This window comes from Candidatus Manganitrophus morganii (assembly GCA_021651055.1).
GTDB lineage: Bacteria > Nitrospirota > Nitrospiria > SBBL01 > Manganitrophaceae > Manganitrophus > Manganitrophus morganii.
This window is the reverse complement of record JAJHOH010000001.1, coordinates 3,038,636-3,054,623: the sequence shown is the minus strand read 5'-3', so window position 1 is coordinate 3,054,623 and position 15,988 is coordinate 3,038,636. Positions and strand designations below refer to the sequence as shown.

Sequence of the window (15,988 nt, the reverse complement as noted above, 5' to 3'; positions counted from 1 at the left end):
CTCTCTTTCCTATACCGATAACGACTTCAACCGGCTCTCTGCAGATTGAAAAAGATCGGACGGCCGACCGACCCCGGGAGACCCCTCCGGACGGGAATCTTCGATATCCAACCGTTCGCTCCTTGTCAACTCATCCAGCGGAAGGGTGATAAAAAAGGTGGTTCCCTTGGGAGAGCTCTCGACGCGAATTTCTCCCGCATGTTCTTCGATGATCCGCTGGACGATCGACAGACCCAAACCCGATCCGGAGCTTTTTGTCGTGAAGAAGGGATAAAAGATTTTCGGGAGATCTCCTTTTTGGATCCCCCCTCCCGTGTCGGCGAAGAAGACCTCGATCCGCTCGTCGGGGACCGCCGCTCCTTTCCCCTTTTTAGGACGGCTCCGTCGCGTCGAAATCGTCAACACCCCCTCTTCCGGCATCGCTTGAAAGGCGTTTATCGCGAGATTCCAGAAAACTTGCCGGATCTGGTCGGGATCGATCAGAATCATCAGCGGCTCGGACGGAATCAGCAGGGAAACCTTGATCCGGTCGTGATACTCGGGATTATTCCGAAGAAGCTGAACCGTTTCCCACAAAAGGGCGTGGAGATCGGTCGGCCTCCGCCGGGGCGGCAGCGGCTTCGCATAGAGAAGGAATTGCGTGATAATCGAGTTGAGCCGATCCGCTTCTCTGACGGCAATCTCCATCAATTTGAGATGTTCATCGCGGAGGCTGAGATCCCCCTTGAGCACCTCGATCGAACCGCTGAGCGAAGCAAGCGGGTTTCGGATCTCATGCGCCATTCCCGCCGCCATCTCTCCGATGGTCGCCAGACGCTCCTTCTTTTGCATCTCCTCTTCGAGGCTTTTTAGCTGGGTCAAATCCTGGAACGTCCCGATAATCCCGATCTGCCCCCCGTGCTCATTCCGAAGGGGCGAGATCGTCACGCCGAGCAGGCAGCGCTCTCCCTGCTTCGTATAAATTTCTCCGTCGAACCGCTGCGGAACGCCGGTGATCGCAAGGTCTCGGTAGCGGTCCCGAATCTCCCCCCAGGAAAAGAGCTCCCACCAGATCGATCCGACCGCCTCTTCCGCCCGAAAACCGGTCATCTCGGAGGCCGATCGGTTAAACGAGGTGATCTTTCCGGAGAGATCGGTCGTCACGAGACCGCTTGAGATGCTTTCCACGATATCTTCCGTGAAAACGCGCAGCTTCGAAAACCCGACCTCTTTCTCATGCAATCGTTCCGAGAGCCTTCCGCTGAGGCTGCCGACGGTAAAGAAGGTGATCATATAAAGAAAGAGCATATAAAACACCTCCTTCTCACCGAGCAGACTGGGGGAATTAAAAGGAGGAATGTGGGCATATTGTAGATTGACGACGGTGCCGAACAAAAACGTCGCCGCAGCCGCGGTCAGCACCCCCCCCTTGCGGTGGAAGAAGATGCAGGCCGAAACGATCGTAATCACGTAAAGAAAAGAAAAGGGACTCTGAATCCCCCCTGTCACCACGATCAGGGCCGTTTCAAACAAAAGGTCGATCCCCAACTGAACGGAGACGAAAAAGAGGGGATACCGCGTCCGCGAGATGAAGAGGGCATAAACAAGGGTGAGGAAATAGGTCGACCCGATCAGGAAATAAAAGGTGGTGATCGACCATGGGTTTTTGAGATAATTGAGCTCCAGCAGAAGAGGGATGCCGAGAAGAGAGGTCACCAGGAAGATCCGGAGGGCCATCAGCCACTTGATCCTCCCCAGAACGATCTCGTCTTCTCTTTTCATCGACCTATCCTATCGCATCGCAATCGGTTTATCCCACCACCGCAGCCAATTTAAAGATTGGAAGGTACATGGCGATTACGATCGTTCCGATGGTCACACCGAGGAAGACCATCAGCATCGGCTCCAACAACGAGGTGAGGGCGCCGACCGCAGAATCGACCTCGTCGTCGTAAAAATCGGCGATCTTGCTCAACATGGCGTCGAGCGCCCCGGTCGTCTCTCCGACGGCGATCATCTGGACCACCATCGGAGGAAAAACCTTCTCTTTCCCGAGCGGATCTGAAATGGTTTTCCCTTCGCTGATGCTTTGACGGGCGTTCATGAGCGCCTGCTCGATGACTTTGTTTCCTGCCGTCTTCGCAACGATCCCCAGCCCCTCGAGAATCGGCACACCGCTGGCGATCAACGTCCCTAAGGTCCGTGTAAACTTCGCAACGGCGGCCTTCCGGATCAAATCACCAAGCACCGGGAGCTTTAAGGCAATCTTGTCGACCGTCTTCCTTCCATTCGGCGTCCGGTAATATTTTTTGAAACCATAAACGGCCGCGCCGACGGCCCCTGCAATGATGAGGATATTCGATTGCATAAAATGGCTCACATCGATGACAAATTGAGTCAGCGCCGGGAGGGTGCCGCCGAAATCGGTAAACATCTGCGCAAAGATCGGAATCACGAAGACGAGCAAGACCACAATCACGATCCCCGCCACCCCCATGATGGTGGAGGGATAGACCATCGCCGACTTGATCTGCTTTTTCAACTTCATCGATTTTTCAATGTGCTTCGCCAACCGATTCAAAATCGTATCGAGAATACCCCCCGCCTCCCCGGCGGCGACCATGTTCACGTAGAGATCATCGAAGACTTTGGGGTGTTTTCTCAGGGCATCGGCATAGGTCGATCCTCCCTCCACATCGCCCCGGACCTCTCCGACCGCCTTTGCCAACACTGGATTCTCGCATTGAGCCGATAAAATTTCAAGACATTGCACCAGCGGAAGCCCGGCATCGATCATTGTGGCGAATTGCCGCGTGAAGATCACAATATCCTTATCGCTGACCTTCCCTCCGCCAAATCCCGGGATCTTGAGATCTTTGGCCTTTTGTTGAACGGAGGTGACAAGGATATTTTCCTTTCTGAGAAGCGCGATGACCTCCTCCCGGCTGTTCGCCGCCAGCTGCCCCTTCTGAATCGTCCCCTGTCGGGTCTTCCCCGTCCATTCAAACGTCGCCATGGATCACTCCTTGATGACTGGGTGCCATCTTTAGTTCCGAACCATCTTCCCCGGATCGCGAGAGGCCGAACCCGGACCCGCCCCTCCGCCGCGATTGACCATGTTGATCAGCTCCTCGACATTGCTCGATCTTGCCAGCGCGTCTTCATAAGAGATGATCCGTTTTGTGTATAACTCATACAGCGACTGGTTCATCGTCTGCATTCCATGTTTCCCTTGACCGGTCTGCATGGAAGAGTAAATCTGATGGACTTTGTCCTCGCGGATGAGGTTCCGGATCGCCGGCGTCGGGATCAGGACTTCCATCGCCATCGCCCTCCCCTGGCCGTTCGACTTCGCGATCAGCTGCTGCGAGATAATCCCCTCCAACACAAACGAAAGCTGCGCCCGGACCTGAGGCTGCTGGTGGGGGGGGAAAACATCGATGATCCGATTGACCGTTTGCGCGCAGGAATTCGTGTGGAGAGTCCCGAAGGTCAGATGGCCTGTTTCCGAGATGGTGAGTGCCGCCTCGATCGTCTCCAAATCGCGCATCTCCCCGATCAACACGACGTCGGGATCCTGGCGAAGAATATATTTCAATGCAGCCTTGAAGCTCTTTGTATCGGTCGTCACCTCCCGCTGGTTCACCACCGATTTTTTATGGGGATGAAGAAACTCGATCGGGTCTTCGATGGTCAGGATATGATCGTGGCGCTCCGAGTTGATCCGATCGACCATCGAGGCCAGCGTGGTCGATTTTCCGCTCCCGGTCGGCCCGGTCACCAGGACCAATCCTCGCGGTTTCTTGACCAACTCCTGGACGACGTGAGGAAGCCCTAACTCTTCAAAGGTTTTAATTTTGAAGGGGATGGTCCGAATGGCCGCGCCGACCGCGCCCCGCTGCATGAAAATATTGCCGCGGAAGCGGCTGAAGCCCTTCAATCCAAACGAAAAGTCGAGCTCGTTTTCCTCTTCAAATCGATGTTTTTGCGCATCGGTCAGAACACTGTAAACCAGCTGCTTCGTATCGGCCGGGGTCAACTGCGGGAGATCGAGCGGCATCAGATGTCCGTTGACCCGAATCTGGGGGGCGGAGCCGGTGGTCAGATGTAAATCCGACGCCCCCTTTTCAATCATGATCTGAAGTAATTGATGCAAATTGGCCATGCGTGCTCCTTACTTAATCCGCAAACGTGCTGTCCAATACCTCTTCGATCGTGGTCATTCCTTCTTTGACCTTCGATAAGCCGCTCATCCGAAGGGTTTTCATCCCAAGAGCGATCGCCTTTTTTTTGAGCTCATCCGCGGAAGCCCCTTGGAGGATCAATTCTCTCATTTCCTCTTTCACCGGCATCACTTCATAGAGCGCCACCCGCCCTTTATACCCGGTTTTGTTGCAAACATCACAACCTTTCCCCTTATAGACGACCAATCCTTTCAGATCCTCCTGTTTGAACCCGGCCTTTAGAAGGGCGTCGGGAGGGAGCGGATCGGGCTCCTTGCATTTGGCGCAAATTCTCCTGGCGAGCCGCTGCGCAAGGATAAGAACAACGGAAGAGGCAACAAGAAAGGGCTCAATCCCCATATTGAGGAGACGATTGACCGTACCGGGGGCATCATTGGTGTGCAGGGTCGATAAGACGAGATGGCCGGTGAGGGCCGCTTTGACGCCGATCTCGGCCGTCTCATAATCCCGGATCTCTCCGACCATGACGACATCGGGGTCTTGCCGGAGAAACGATCGGAGGGCCGCTGCGAAATTCAGACCGATTTCATCTTTCATCTGAACCTGATTGATCCCCATCAGGTTATACTCCACCGGATCTTCCGCCGTCATGATATTGATTTCGGTAGTATTGATGGTGCTCAGGGCGGAATAGAGGGTGGTCGTCTTTCCGCTTCCGGTCGGCCCGGTCACCAACACCATTCCATACGGAGCGTTGATCGCCTCCGTAAAGTCTTTCAGCGCGCCCACCTCGAAACCGAGTTTGGTCAAATCGAGGGAAAGGTTTCCCTTATCGAGGATACGCATCACCACCTTCTCCCCGAAGAGGCAGGGAAGGGTGGAGACACGGAAATCGACCTCTTTCTTCTTTCCGAGCTTCAGCTTTATCCGTCCGTCCTGGGGAAGACGGCGCTCCGCGATATCGAGCTTCGACATGATCTTCAGACGGGAGACGACGGCATTTTTGATCTTGATCGGAAGATTCATGATCGTCTTCATCGAACCGTCGATCCGGAACCGGACCCGAAAAACGGTTTCAAAAGGCTCCACATGAATATCGCTGGCGCCTACTTTGATCGCATTGACCAAGACGCCGTTGACCAGTTTGACAATAGGAGCATCGACATCTTTGATCCCCCCGTCATCCTGCTGCTCCTCGACGACATCGATGTTCTCCAGGGCATCTCCCACCACGGTATCGAAGTCATCGACCGAGACCATGGCGTTGTCATCATCCTGGCCTTGGAAGGGATTTTGTGTATCTTCTTCCGCGAGGGTATAGTCTTTGGCTTCGATTGTCATCGTTTTTTCGACGACGGCCAAAGCCCCCTTGCCATAATACTTATTGATTAATTCGACCACGGAAGACTCCGCGGCGATGATCGGCTCGACGTTATAACCGGTCATGAACTTGATATCATCAATCGCGAAGACATCGGAGGGATCGACCATCGCGAGACTCAGCGTGGCCCCCATCCGTTTGATGGGAACAACCAGATATTTCTTCACCACCTCGGCCGGAACCAATTTGACCACCGTAGGATCGATCTCTATTTTTGTAAGGTCCGCCGCCGGAACACCATACTGTTGGCTTAAGAATTTCAACAGTTTGGCCTCATCGATAAATCCTAAGCGAACCAGAATGCTCCCGAGCCGCCCCCCCTCTTTCTTTTGGACCAGCAAGGCTTTTTGGAGCTGCTCATCGTTAATCAACTGCGCATTCACGATGAGCTTTCCAAGTTTTTCTGAAACCAAAGGAACCCCTCGATATGAACAGATAACCTGGGATCGGTCCGGCCGAACGAGGAATGACAAGAGCCGTTCGGCGGACCACGCTTCCGACATGAAAACCACAAAAATGCTGAGGAAAGTCTATCCCAAGTTACAATTTCTGTCAACGAAACGGGGGATGAGACAAAAAATGGCGCCTACCGTTCTGGGATCGGCTTTATTCTCTCTTTTTTTCGAAAATCAATGTTGAAGAGGACCGCGAGAAAGCGCCTCTTGAAGGGCTTGCCTCATCTTGGAAAGGGGCGCTTTCTGCTTCGTCCAGATTTCAAAGGCGAGGGCCCCTTGATGGAGGAGCATCCCGAGACCCGGAATGACCGTCGCGCCCGCCTCTTTCGCCGCGGCGAGGAGTGGGGTCTCTTCAGGACGGTAGATCAGGTCGGCGACCGACCATCGGGGATCGAGCAGATGTGGGGGAAAGGGGGAGGGATCTCCTTGCTTCATTCCAAGGGGGGTGGTATTCACCAAGAGGGTCGGCCGCTCCGAATCGGCCGGAAAACCGGGACCGAAATCGACCCCGATGATGGATGTCTTTAAACGGGGCGCGACGGCGGTGACTCGATCGGTCAGCGTTTTCCCGCGCGACGCCGTCCGCGCCGCGATGACCATCTCCGCGATCGGCTGTTGCGCCAGCGCCACCGCAACCCCCTTCGCGGCCCCCCCCGCCCCCAGAAGAATCACCCTTTTTCCGGAGAGATCGACATTCCTCTCTCGAAGCGATTCCAGAAAACCACGCCCGTCGGTATTGCGGCCGATCAGACGGTCCGAGGCGACTTCGATCGTGTTGACCGCGCCGACTTTCCCGGCCTCTTCATCGATCTCGTCGAGAAAAGGGAGGATCGTCTCCTTATGGGGAAGGGTGACATTCACTCCTAGAATCCCCAGCGGGAGGATCCCCTTGACCGCCCCTTCCAACCGGTCGGGACGGACCTCGAAGGGAAGATAGCGATAGGGAAGACCGAGGGCGTCGAAAGCCGCGTTGTGCATCAGTGGGGAAAGGGTGTGGGCGACCGGGTGCCCGAAGATTCCAAAGATTTTCGTCTGGCCGGTGATTGGTTTCAAGTCACTCATTCGGTCCGGTGCCGCTCCCCTCGCTAGGATTGGAGGGCTGTTTTCTCGAAAACCGTTATCGGTACTGGGAAACCGGAATATTTTGGAGAAACCCCATCAGCCCTTCGGCATCGGCGGAGACAACCTGAACGGAGAGATCCAATTCCTTCTCAAGGTCCTGCAGGGTCATCCCATCGAGAAAGAGGTTTCGATCCTCATTGAGGGCCACCGACGGAAGAAGAAGGATCCGGGTTCCGAATCGATCCGAAATCCGCTGTCGGACCGCCTTGACGATATCCCTGCCCGACATGAGACCGGCCACCGTCACCGAATCGCCGAAGAAATCGTTGACGACGGTCACCACCTCCATCTCCGCGCCGCGGATTCGAACCCGTTTCAGGCATGACGTTAAAAAAGGAGAAAAGGAGGTCCCCGTCGCCATGAGAATTTGGGCCGGCTCGGAGATCTTTTTCGGTAAAAAAGGAAGCATCCCTTCGAAGTCGTTCAGGAAAAGGGGGACAATTCCGACGCCGTTTCCTTGTTGGGGAAGGTCGGCATATTCTTCCAAGGGAGGGAACGGAAGGCCCGCCTTGGTATACCATTCATCGGCCAGGAAGACGAACGGGTAGCCAATCTCCTTTCGGAACCGCCTCTGCCACGGCTTGATCCACTCGATCATCTCGCGCGCCCCCTCGACGCTCACCTCCCGAAGCTCTTGAAGTCCCTGCCGATGCCGGGTCAGGCCGATCGGGACGATTGCCAGCGATCCGACCGAGGGGTAGAACTTCACCAGGTCCTCGATACTTTTAACCAGATAGTCGCCGTCGTTAATGCCCGGGCAGAGAACGATCTGCGTGTGCAGGACAATTCCATGTTCGGTCATCTCGCGTATTTCGGCCAGGATATCGCGCGCGCGCGGATTGACCAGCATAAAGCGGCGCAGCTCCAGGTCGGTGGTATGGACCGAAATATAAAGGGGGCTCATCTTCTGCTCGAAGATCCGCTCTTTGTCTTTTCGAGTCAAATTCGTCAGGGTGATGTAGTTGCCGAAGAGGAAAGAGAACCGGTAATCTTCATCGCGGATATAGAGGGTGTCCCGCTGTCCTTCCGGCATTTGATCGACAAAACAGAAGAAACATTTGTTCGGACAACTTCGGATCTTCATCTCCGGGAAGTCGATTCCGAGCGCTTCATCGAGATCTTTTTCGACCTCGACCTCCCACACTTCGCCGTTCGGCTTCGCCAGCTCCAGGAGGAGTTCTTCGTCTCCTTCGACAAAACGGTAATCGAGGACATCTTTCATCTCTCTGCCGTTCATGCTGATCAATCGATCGCCGGCCTCGACCCCGACCGCTTCCGCAATGCTGCCGGGCTCGACCTTCTCGATCGTCAATCCCGCACTTTTTGAAAGACGAACTCCCTTTTGTTCCACAAACCACCTTCTCTCAGGTTACTTTCGGAGGAAAACAACCTCCAGTGAAACGTCGATTATAGAGGTGGGGCGCGCCGAAGTCAAATGGGGAGTTTTCAACACTTCGGGTGGAAAGATTGTGGATAAGCGCCTCTTCATCACGACAAAAGGCCGATCCCTCTAGGCGAGAGAGCAGTTTGCCTAAATTGGAGGCAACCCGCGGCACGGGAAATGAATCGTTATTGTTTCCGACATCCGGCCGATCTCATCTCCAAAATAAAAAATAAACGTTGATAAAAAAACCTTGCTCGACGAGATTCAATTCGTTATAATCGGCTCGCCTTCGTCCATAGAAAAATTTGGGAGAAATTTTCAAATGGTCTTTGAGATCCATCATATTGAAGGGTTCGATCCGACCGGAAGGATGTTCAGCCGCAACGTTCGGGTCAACGTCGGCGAGAACGGCTACACCGGCCACTGCAGCTACGAAGGGTTGACGGTCCAGACAAGTGAATATCCGACGGTCGAAGAAGTTTTAAGCGATCTCACCAAGAAACTTCAAAAAAAAGGATTCACAGAGTTGAGGACGCGGGTCAACTTCAGAGAAGATCGCTACCTCGCCGAGAGAGAGCCCTGGGTTTATTACAAAGCGTCGTAACACCCTGGTTCAACACAGCCCAAGGAAATTTCTTTTCATCTTTTTTCCGCCCACTGCCTACCTCCTCCCCTGTTTTGACTCTCGAAACCGGTTGTGTTAGGATGTCGCCGATTTTGAAAAAGCGATGAAGTCACGTTCATACAAAAAAACGTTCCTGTTTGCCCTCATGGCCGCCCTTGTCGTGTGGGGGGTCGGCCATCGGATTACCCTCCCCTCGTCGGCCCGGCAGACCGAGCCGAGAGAAATCAACCCTGACATGCTGAAAAAGACCAAGCTGGAAGAGTCGAAGCGACAGTTTCGCCTCTCCGAACGGAACCTGAACGACCCTGCTTCGCCCCTCCCCTCGCTTCTGGCCCTTTACGACGATGATCAGTTCCAAGCCGTCTCGGATCAAATTGTCAGCCTCTCGGACGATCGGAAAAATGCCCCCCTCCATCTCCTGCACGGCAACGCACTGGCCTTCCTCGGAAAACATGAGGAAGCCGCGGCGGCGTATCAGCAGGCTTATCGCCAGGCCGAGACCCCTCAGGAACAGGCCGCCGCGTTGGCGAACTTCGGTCTTCTCTTCTCTACGAAGCGGGTTTGGAAAGAGGGAATCACCTGGACCGAGCGGGCGCTGGCGATCGACCGCCAGACCGGCGACCGGCAGGCCGAAGGAGCCGACCTCGCCCTTTTGGGAACCCTTTATTATCAAGCGGGAGACACCGCGAAGGGATCGGAAGCGCACATGGAAGCGTTGAAGATCGCCGAGTCGATCTCCGACCGGCGGCTGATGGCGCGCCAGCTTGCGTCGATCGGCAATCTCCACTACCTCGATCGGTCCTACGAAACGGCCCTCGATTATCAACAAAAGGCGCTCAAGCTTTATCGGGAGCTGGGAAACCCGATCGGAGAGGCGGTCTCCCTCACCAGCCTCAGCTTCATCTATAAAGACCGAAAAGATTTCGCGAAGGCGCTCTCGTTCCAATCCGACGCTCTCGCCATCCATCAAGCCGGAAACGACCTTTCCTCCCAGGCGAACTCTCATATCAATCTGGCGCTGATCCATCAGGATCAGGGGGAGTTGGAGAAAGCGATCGGGTCGGCGGAAAAGGCGCTGAAGATCCGGGAGGAGATGAATGATCTCCCCGGAATGGCCAATGTCGAAGGGACCATCGGAACGATTCACCAGAGCTTCGGGAATCTCCCCCAAGCGATCGAACATCTCGAGAAATCAAAAGAGCTCTTCCAGAAGGGGGGGGCCTCCCAGCAGATCCATATCGTTGACCAACGGATTCAGACCCTGCGCGACCAGATGCAGAACTAAATCCCCAAATCCCGCGTAAACTCTTCCTTCCGATTCTCTCTACAAAACCAGAATTCCCAGAACCGCCGTCACCGAGACCACCGCCAAGATCCCTCCCCCCATCACAAAAAGCCCCCCGACCCTGAAGTGGTCATGACGGCGGAGCCATTCTCCTATCCCGATGGCGGCAAAGCCGATTAGCGTCGGGGTTCCGAAGAAGGTCAGAAGGTCCTGATAACCCGGTTTCAAGTAGATCGGCAAGGTTCCGATAAAGGGTTTCGCCTCCTTATCTTCCGCCTTGATGACAATATCGTATTGGGTCATCTGCTCGGTAAAAGTGGGAGGGCCCCGTTTTGGGATGAGCGTGACACGGATCGGCATCTCCTCATGCGGGGCTAAATCAACATTGCGCGGATCAACCCGGGCGATCCACCCTTCCGGTTTTCGCTCGATGCTGAGGGTGTAAAAATTGATCTCTTCTCCCGGATTGGAAATGACGATATCGATGACCCGCCGCTCTCCCGATTCCAGAAAGCGAGGAGAAGGGATCCGGGGAAAGACATCGGCCGATTGCGGCTCCCGCGGCGGGGCGTCTTGAGCAAACCCGAAGTTGGAGATCGAAATGAGGACGAAACCGATCAAGCCGATTAAGAGACCCACATCCGTTCCCCCGTCAAGTAGGCCTTGATCTGGCCGGAATGACCCACCAGGCCGGCGAGCAGGCCGAGCGCAACCAGCAGGACCAGCGGCATCCAGGGAACGAGGACCGGCAGCCCCTTCGGGGGGAGGAGCCAGACGCCGTAGTTGAGCCACCAGGCCATTTGTGAGCGGGTATCGAAGAGATAATGGGTTGCGAACATGAAGGTGAGAAGGCGCGCCTCCTTCTCCCCATATCGGCGGAAGAGAAGGGGAGACAGGATAAAGATCGGCGTGTGGAAGAAACTCCGGTATTGCGCCCAGATGACATGGTCGATGTCGGGAATCAGTGTCGTGAAGACCCGAATGAAAATCATCGGGGAGAACCCCTCGAGGACAATCAAGACAAAAAAGGCGAGAAAGAGATGGGTGGTCGCTTCCAGGAAAAGATAGAGGCGCCAGTGGCTGACCCAGAGCGGCTGGCCGTATTTCTCGAAGAGGAGATAAAAAAGAATCATTCCCGACATCGGCAAGATAAAGCGCCTCATCCGACCCCCTCCCGCTTCTCCGGAACTTCCGCCAATCCTGCGACGGGGCCGAGTTCCGGACTCCCGGACGCGACGTCCCCTTCCTTCCTTTTCTTATCGGTCACCCAAAAGGTAAGATAACGCCCCAGCATCAGCCGGGTCTGCGCATCGACCGCGGGCAGTCCGACCAGGAAAATATAAGAGAAGGGAACCAATGCCCATTGCAATGTCATCGAAGCGGTTCGCCACCGTCCGTATCGCGCAGGGCGGGGGGGAAGAAGCGCATGGCAGAGAAAAACCGAGAGGAGCACGCCGACCAGCGCCATCGATAAGATCGACCGGGTGGTCGCGTTAAAATTGTAAGCGAGAACCGTCTGATAAAATTCTCTCCCGCCGACCAGCAGGGGAAGGCTACCGAAAACCGGAATGACAAAAGGGGCGCTCGCCCAACTGTAATTCCCCTCGAGCATTCGGAAGACATGTTTGATTTTCTTTCGAAGCGGAATGGCCCGATCGATCAGAAACCCGCGCATCATCAAGGGGAACTTCTCGATCCCCCAGGCCCACCGCCGCATCTGTTTATATTGGTTAATCAGCGTACGCCAATAACTCTCCGCCAGGTTCGCATCCATCGAAACGGGAACATAGAGCGGGATCGTCTCATACTCCCCCCCATAATATAAGTAGCAGGAGTAGAAGATGACCGAGTCGTCCGAGATGACATCGACCGGCCAATATCCGACCTCCACCAGCGCCTGAAACGACATCGCATGGCTGGAGAAGGTGATGAGAAGATCGGGCCGGATGCTCTGCACCATATGCCAAAAAGTGGTGCTGTTGGCGACCACCCGCGCGAACGACGGCGCATCCCAGATGTTGTTATGGTACATCGGGAGAGGCTGGTAGCTTCTCCGTGTCCGCTTCGGCTGGATGATGTAGTTGTAAGTAAGGCATCCGAAGTACTGCCGGTCGACACAGGTATCGGCGTCAAAGGCGGAAAGGATCACCCGGTCATAAGCCATTTTCTCTTGATCAAGGTATTGCTTGGCCTGGCGGGCCGCCCAGGCCATGTTCGCCCCTTTGACGCGCGCCTCCCCCGGAATTCCATCGGGATGAAAGGTCGTTAAGAAGGCGCCGAAGGAAGATCCAAACTCCTGCCGAAGGGCCTTCGCCTTCCGGTAGGCGGGAATCCCCTCCCGCTCCTCGAAGGCGAGCACCACGATCATCCGCTCATTCGGATAGTCGGCCTGCAAGAGGGCCTTCAATGACGAGCGAAGGATTTCGAGCCCTTCCTGATAAGTCGGGAAGATCACTAGATGACGGATCGTCGTCCAATCCCAGACATCGACCTTCTCCGCTTCGATCCGCTCGATTTCCTGCAGATGAAGACGCAGGCTCTGAAGCCTCCGTTTTGGAGCCCCTTCACTTTCAGCACGCGCCATCTCCTCCTCGATCTCCCGGCGATAGGCCGGAATCTCCCCGGACGCTTTTTCACATCGCCTCCGCCAATCGGTTCCCCACTCCATCCGCACCCGCCGGTAAGCGAGGAGCATGAAGATGGAAAAATAGGTCACACGGATCAGCCAATAAAGATCATAAGCGATGATGAAGATCGCGACGGCGACCGGTTGAAAGAAGGAGAAAATAAAAAGGCCGAGAAAAGTCGACCAGAGAAGAAGGCCGGGAACGATCTCAAAGGCGCGCTGCAGGAGCGCATCCCTTCGATGGGACGTGCGGGGAGAAGGAAGAAAAACACCCATTAGAGACGGCTCCCCAGGAGCGTCGAGCGGGGCCTTCCAAAGGAGAGATCCGCCTGGTAAAGCCGTTTTCGAAAGAGAAAGGTGACCTGATCGTTATCGTGATAAACAAATTGGGGGGCTTCGCCGGGAATGCGGAAAAGCGGATAGGTATTGGGAGGAGCTTGTCCGCCGATCTCCGTAATATAAACGGTATCCCCGACACCGTAGAGAATGTGGAATTGATCGCTATACCAGACCGGCGCAATGACCGTTCCTTTCCGCCGGACGGCCGTTTCAAAAGAACCGGCTTCCCGCCCCCCCAAGGTCTTTCCCTCCTCAAGGTGATAAATAAAGATCCCCTGTTTTGTCTGATAGAGAAGGCGTTTCCCGTCTCCATTGAAGAGGACCGTTTGAACCCCGGACGCGACCGGCAGAGGGACCGCGGAGGGAACGTCGTCGATGAGCCAGAGAATATGGTGGCGATCGATCAAAGCGATTTTTCCTTGGGGCGAGACGACGAGGCGCTCGGGATTATTTCTTTCGACCGGTTCGATCGGAAGCTCCGCCAGCGGGGTCCGCTCGCCAGTCACAAGATCTTGCCTGAAAAGAACTGGCGGGGAGGCCGTCACAAAGTAGAGGTAATTTTCAAGAAGGGCATATCCTTGGACACGGTCGGGGGTCGCCTGAGCGATCGATCTTGTTTCATAATCGGCCCGATAGAGCGATTTCCCTTGCATGAAGAAGAGATGAAGTCCGCTTTGGGTCCATTTCCAATGATCAACCTCTCCTCGTTCGGGCGGGGTCCATTCAAACGGCCTCTCCCGTTCTTCACCCTCCCTGACGGCCAGGATAAAATATCGTTTCGATCGAGAGCCCGAAACGGAAAAGGCCACCCCCCGGCCGTCCGCCAGCCAAAGGAGGCGATCGATGGAATCTTCGGCAGAGAGCGACCCTGTTTGATCGGTATCCGGGAAAAGGAGTCGCTCCTCTCCTCTGTCCAAATCGAAGAGCCAGAGGGACTCCGCCTCCTCCGCACTTTTTCGGTGGACATAGATCAGCTTCCGACCGTCCGGCGAGACGGCGAAGGTCCGAATTTCTTTCGCCGACACGGAGGAAAAGGCGATCCGTTTCGGAATCAATAAAATCTGATCCTCGACGGTAATTCGATTCGCCTGAATCTCCACCTCTTTTCGCCAGGGACGGAAATCTTCCGAATTCACCTCCAAGACATACCATGAGGGAAGCAGGCCCTGAATCTCAGCCGGCGTCCGATCGGTCCCTTCCCGTTGGTTGATGCGTATTTTCGCCCCCTCCGGATACGATTTCAAAACAAGGGTTCCCGTCGGAACCAGCGCCTGCCCCTGAAAATCATACCGGTATCCGCTCGCGCCGAGAATCAGCACGGGGGCCACGATCGTAAATAAGAAGAGCGCCCCTAGAAAGAAAACCCTTCGATAGCGCGGTTTCATGAGAGCATCCGAAATTTTTCCTATTCGAGGATCTCTAACTGATTTTCAACCGAAAGAACCCCGCTTGTATTCCGGGCAATCCGTTCCGCTTCTTTCTTTTCCCGTTCACTCTGAACGCGACCGGACAAGATCACCTTCCCTTTTTCCGCCTCAACGTCGATGGCAAGCGCGTGGGTCATTGGATTTTGAATCAATCGCGATGTGATCGTGGAGGCGATCACCGCATCCTCAAATCGATCTCCCCGCTTCGTCTCCCCCACCCGCAGGAGATTCTCAACCTGCCGAACGCCGGTCACCCCCGCCGCAATCTCCGCCGCCCGGCGTTTCCGGTCTTCCGACGGGAGCATACCGGAAAGGGTGACGACCCCTTGGCGGCTGTCGACATGGATCCGGAAGAGATGGAGGGTTGCGTCATTGGCCAACTTCGCCCGGATCCGGGAGGTGATGGCGGTGTCGTCTACCCGTTCTTCCGTCCCCTTCTTTAGATGGGAGGCACACCCGATCATTCCGATGCAGAGCGCCATCAATAAGGCATAATGAATCATCCGCATCTTTTTTTCTCCAGATTGGAAATGTGGATCAAAACGCGGGGGCGGCCGAAACGACCGCCCCCGCGTCAAAGGACTATCCTAGATCTTCCAGTAGATTCACAGGCAACGTGGTACCAGACTCTTCTGAAGAAGAGCCCTCGAAACGACCGACCTTCAGATTGTCTTCGACCTCCCGGACCCCTTCCGTGTTCTGGGCCAACTCGATCGCCTTCCGCTTCTGGTCCTGACTATCAACCACCCCGTTCAGGAAGACAACCCCATTTTGGGTATCGACGTCGATATTCATCCCGTTCAGAACATCATCGGAGAGGAGCTTCGCCTTCACCTTTGCGGTCAACGCCGCATCATCGGTTTGGGTCGTAGTCCCCGCGCCGCGATCGGTCGGCGCGCTTTCCGTATCGTGGTCCCGCCAGCTGGCACAACCGGTTGTCGCTCCAATAAGCAGAATAAAAATCAACAGCTTGCTGAGTGTCTCTTTCATGGTGTTTCTCCTTGTGATTGGTGGAACAGGAACGTAAGCGCGCCGCGCACCGTGTAGTTGTTCGTCTCAAGATCGGGGAGGGCGGCGCGTACGGCGACATTGTCGATATTCTCCCTGAAGTCCCAGAAGGTCGCGTGATACTCGACACTAAAAGTCACGTTCTCTGTCTTCAACCAAACCCTTTCATTCGA

The 15,988-nt window shown here is 55.2% G+C and carries 15 protein-coding genes; 2 read left to right on the top strand and 13 right to left on the bottom strand.

Annotated elements, in window-relative coordinates; all coding sequences use genetic code 11:
- Positions 1 to 9: 9 nt before the first annotated feature.
- From MCM46_14080 to MCM46_14055, 6 genes are all read right to left on the bottom strand, one after another.
- Positions 10 to 1,761 carry an ATP-binding protein gene (locus tag MCM46_14080; protein MCG3112942.1) on the bottom strand — a complete coding sequence of 584 codons (1,752 nt, stop codon included), beginning with the start codon at positions 1,759 to 1,761 and terminating at the stop codon, positions 10 to 12.
- Positions 1,762 to 1,789: 28 nt separating this feature from the next.
- Positions 1,790 to 2,995, bottom strand: a complete 1,206-nt coding sequence (locus MCM46_14075; protein MCG3112941.1) for a type II secretion system F family protein — start codon at positions 2,993 to 2,995, stop codon at positions 1,790 to 1,792.
- A gap of 30 nt (positions 2,996 to 3,025) precedes the next feature.
- The gene (locus tag MCM46_14070) at positions 3,026 to 4,144 is read right to left on the bottom strand and encodes a type IV pilus twitching motility protein PilT (GenBank protein ID MCG3112940.1); all 1,119 of its coding nucleotides are present in this window, start codon (positions 4,142 to 4,144) and stop codon (positions 3,026 to 3,028) included.
- Positions 4,145 to 4,157: 13 nt separating this feature from the next.
- Complete coding sequence (pilB, locus tag MCM46_14065; GenBank protein MCG3112939.1) at positions 4,158 to 5,957, bottom strand: type IV-A pilus assembly ATPase PilB; 1,800 nt, start codon at positions 5,955 to 5,957, stop codon at positions 4,158 to 4,160.
- Positions 5,958 to 6,173: 216 nt separating this feature from the next.
- A complete protein-coding gene (locus tag MCM46_14060; protein MCG3112938.1) occupies positions 6,174 to 7,061 on the bottom strand; it encodes a shikimate dehydrogenase in 888 nt (295 codons plus the stop codon).
- A 55-nt stretch (positions 7,062 to 7,116) separates the two neighbouring features.
- The gene (locus MCM46_14055) at positions 7,117 to 8,472 is read right to left on the bottom strand and encodes a DUF512 domain-containing protein (GenBank protein MCG3112937.1); all 1,356 of its coding nucleotides are present in this window, start codon (positions 8,470 to 8,472) and stop codon (positions 7,117 to 7,119) included.
- A gap of 355 nt (positions 8,473 to 8,827) precedes the next feature.
- Between MCM46_14055 and MCM46_14050 the strand changes: the two genes are divergently transcribed.
- Together MCM46_14050 and MCM46_14045 are read left to right on the top strand one after the other, a co-directional pair.
- On the top strand, positions 8,828 to 9,109 hold the full coding sequence (locus tag MCM46_14050; GenBank protein ID MCG3112936.1) for a hypothetical protein: 282 nt from the start codon (positions 8,828 to 8,830) through the stop codon (positions 9,107 to 9,109).
- A 124-nt stretch (positions 9,110 to 9,233) separates the two neighbouring features.
- Positions 9,234 to 10,415 carry a tetratricopeptide repeat protein gene (locus tag MCM46_14045; GenBank protein MCG3112935.1) on the top strand — a complete coding sequence of 394 codons (1,182 nt, stop codon included), beginning with the start codon at positions 9,234 to 9,236 and terminating at the stop codon, positions 10,413 to 10,415.
- 39 nt (positions 10,416 to 10,454) lie between these two features.
- Here MCM46_14045 and MCM46_14040 read toward each other — a convergent pair whose 3' ends face one another.
- The 7 genes from MCM46_14040 to MCM46_14010 form a co-directional block, all read right to left on the bottom strand.
- Complete coding sequence (locus MCM46_14040; protein MCG3112934.1) at positions 10,455 to 11,054, bottom strand: hypothetical protein; 600 nt, start codon at positions 11,052 to 11,054, stop codon at positions 10,455 to 10,457.
- Positions 11,042 to 11,578, bottom strand: a complete 537-nt coding sequence (locus MCM46_14035; protein MCG3112933.1) for a hypothetical protein — start codon at positions 11,576 to 11,578, stop codon at positions 11,042 to 11,044. The genes MCM46_14040 and MCM46_14035 overlap by 13 nt, the downstream gene beginning before the upstream one ends.
- On the bottom strand, positions 11,575 to 13,317 hold the full coding sequence (locus MCM46_14030) for a hypothetical protein (protein ID MCG3112932.1): 1,743 nt from the start codon (positions 13,315 to 13,317) through the stop codon (positions 11,575 to 11,577). Before MCM46_14030 ends, MCM46_14035 begins: the two co-directional genes overlap by 4 nt.
- On the bottom strand, positions 13,317 to 14,765 hold the full coding sequence (locus MCM46_14025; GenBank protein MCG3112931.1) for a PEGA domain-containing protein: 1,449 nt from the start codon (positions 14,763 to 14,765) through the stop codon (positions 13,317 to 13,319). Before MCM46_14025 ends, MCM46_14030 begins: the two co-directional genes overlap by 1 nt.
- 20 nt (positions 14,766 to 14,785) lie before the next feature.
- A complete protein-coding gene (locus MCM46_14020) occupies positions 14,786 to 15,316 on the bottom strand; it encodes a BON domain-containing protein (protein MCG3112930.1) in 531 nt (176 codons plus the stop codon).
- Positions 15,317 to 15,389: 73 nt separating this feature from the next.
- On the bottom strand, positions 15,390 to 15,797 hold the full coding sequence (locus MCM46_14015) for a BON domain-containing protein (GenBank protein MCG3112929.1): 408 nt from the start codon (positions 15,795 to 15,797) through the stop codon (positions 15,390 to 15,392).
- Entirely contained in the window at positions 15,794 to 15,955 is a 162-nt protein-coding gene (locus MCM46_14010) for a hypothetical protein (GenBank protein ID MCG3112928.1), read from the bottom strand. The genes MCM46_14015 and MCM46_14010 overlap by 4 nt, the downstream gene beginning before the upstream one ends.
- Positions 15,956 to 15,988 lie beyond the last annotated feature (33 nt).

Bases quoted from the DNA above. Each gene is read 5' to 3' on its own strand.
- MCM46_14080 (MCG3112942.1), bottom strand. From the start codon at position 1,761: ATGAAAAGAGAAGACGAGATCGTTCTGGGGAGGATCAAGTGGCTGATG.
- MCM46_14075 (MCG3112941.1), bottom strand. From the start codon at position 2,995: ATGGCGACGTTTGAATGGACGGGGAAGACCCGACAGGGGACGATTCAG.
- MCM46_14070 (MCG3112940.1), bottom strand. From the start codon at position 4,144: ATGGCCAATTTGCATCAATTACTTCAGATCATGATTGAAAAGGGGGCG.
- MCM46_14060 (MCG3112938.1), bottom strand. From the start codon at position 7,061: ATGAGTGACTTGAAACCAATCACCGGCCAGACGAAAATCTTTGGAATC.
- MCM46_14050 (MCG3112936.1), top strand. From the start codon at position 8,828: ATGGTCTTTGAGATCCATCATATTGAAGGGTTCGATCCGACCGGAAGG.
- MCM46_14045 (MCG3112935.1), top strand. From the start codon at position 9,234: ATGAAGTCACGTTCATACAAAAAAACGTTCCTGTTTGCCCTCATGGCC.
- MCM46_14035 (MCG3112933.1), bottom strand. From the start codon at position 11,578: ATGAGGCGCTTTATCTTGCCGATGTCGGGAATGATTCTTTTTTATCTC.
- MCM46_14030 (MCG3112932.1), bottom strand. From the start codon at position 13,317: ATGGGTGTTTTTCTTCCTTCTCCCCGCACGTCCCATCGAAGGGATGCG.
- MCM46_14025 (MCG3112931.1), bottom strand. From the start codon at position 14,765: ATGAAACCGCGCTATCGAAGGGTTTTCTTTCTAGGGGCGCTCTTCTTA.
- MCM46_14020 (MCG3112930.1), bottom strand. From the start codon at position 15,316: ATGCGGATGATTCATTATGCCTTATTGATGGCGCTCTGCATCGGAATG.
- MCM46_14015 (MCG3112929.1), bottom strand. From the start codon at position 15,797: ATGAAAGAGACACTCAGCAAGCTGTTGATTTTTATTCTGCTTATTGGA.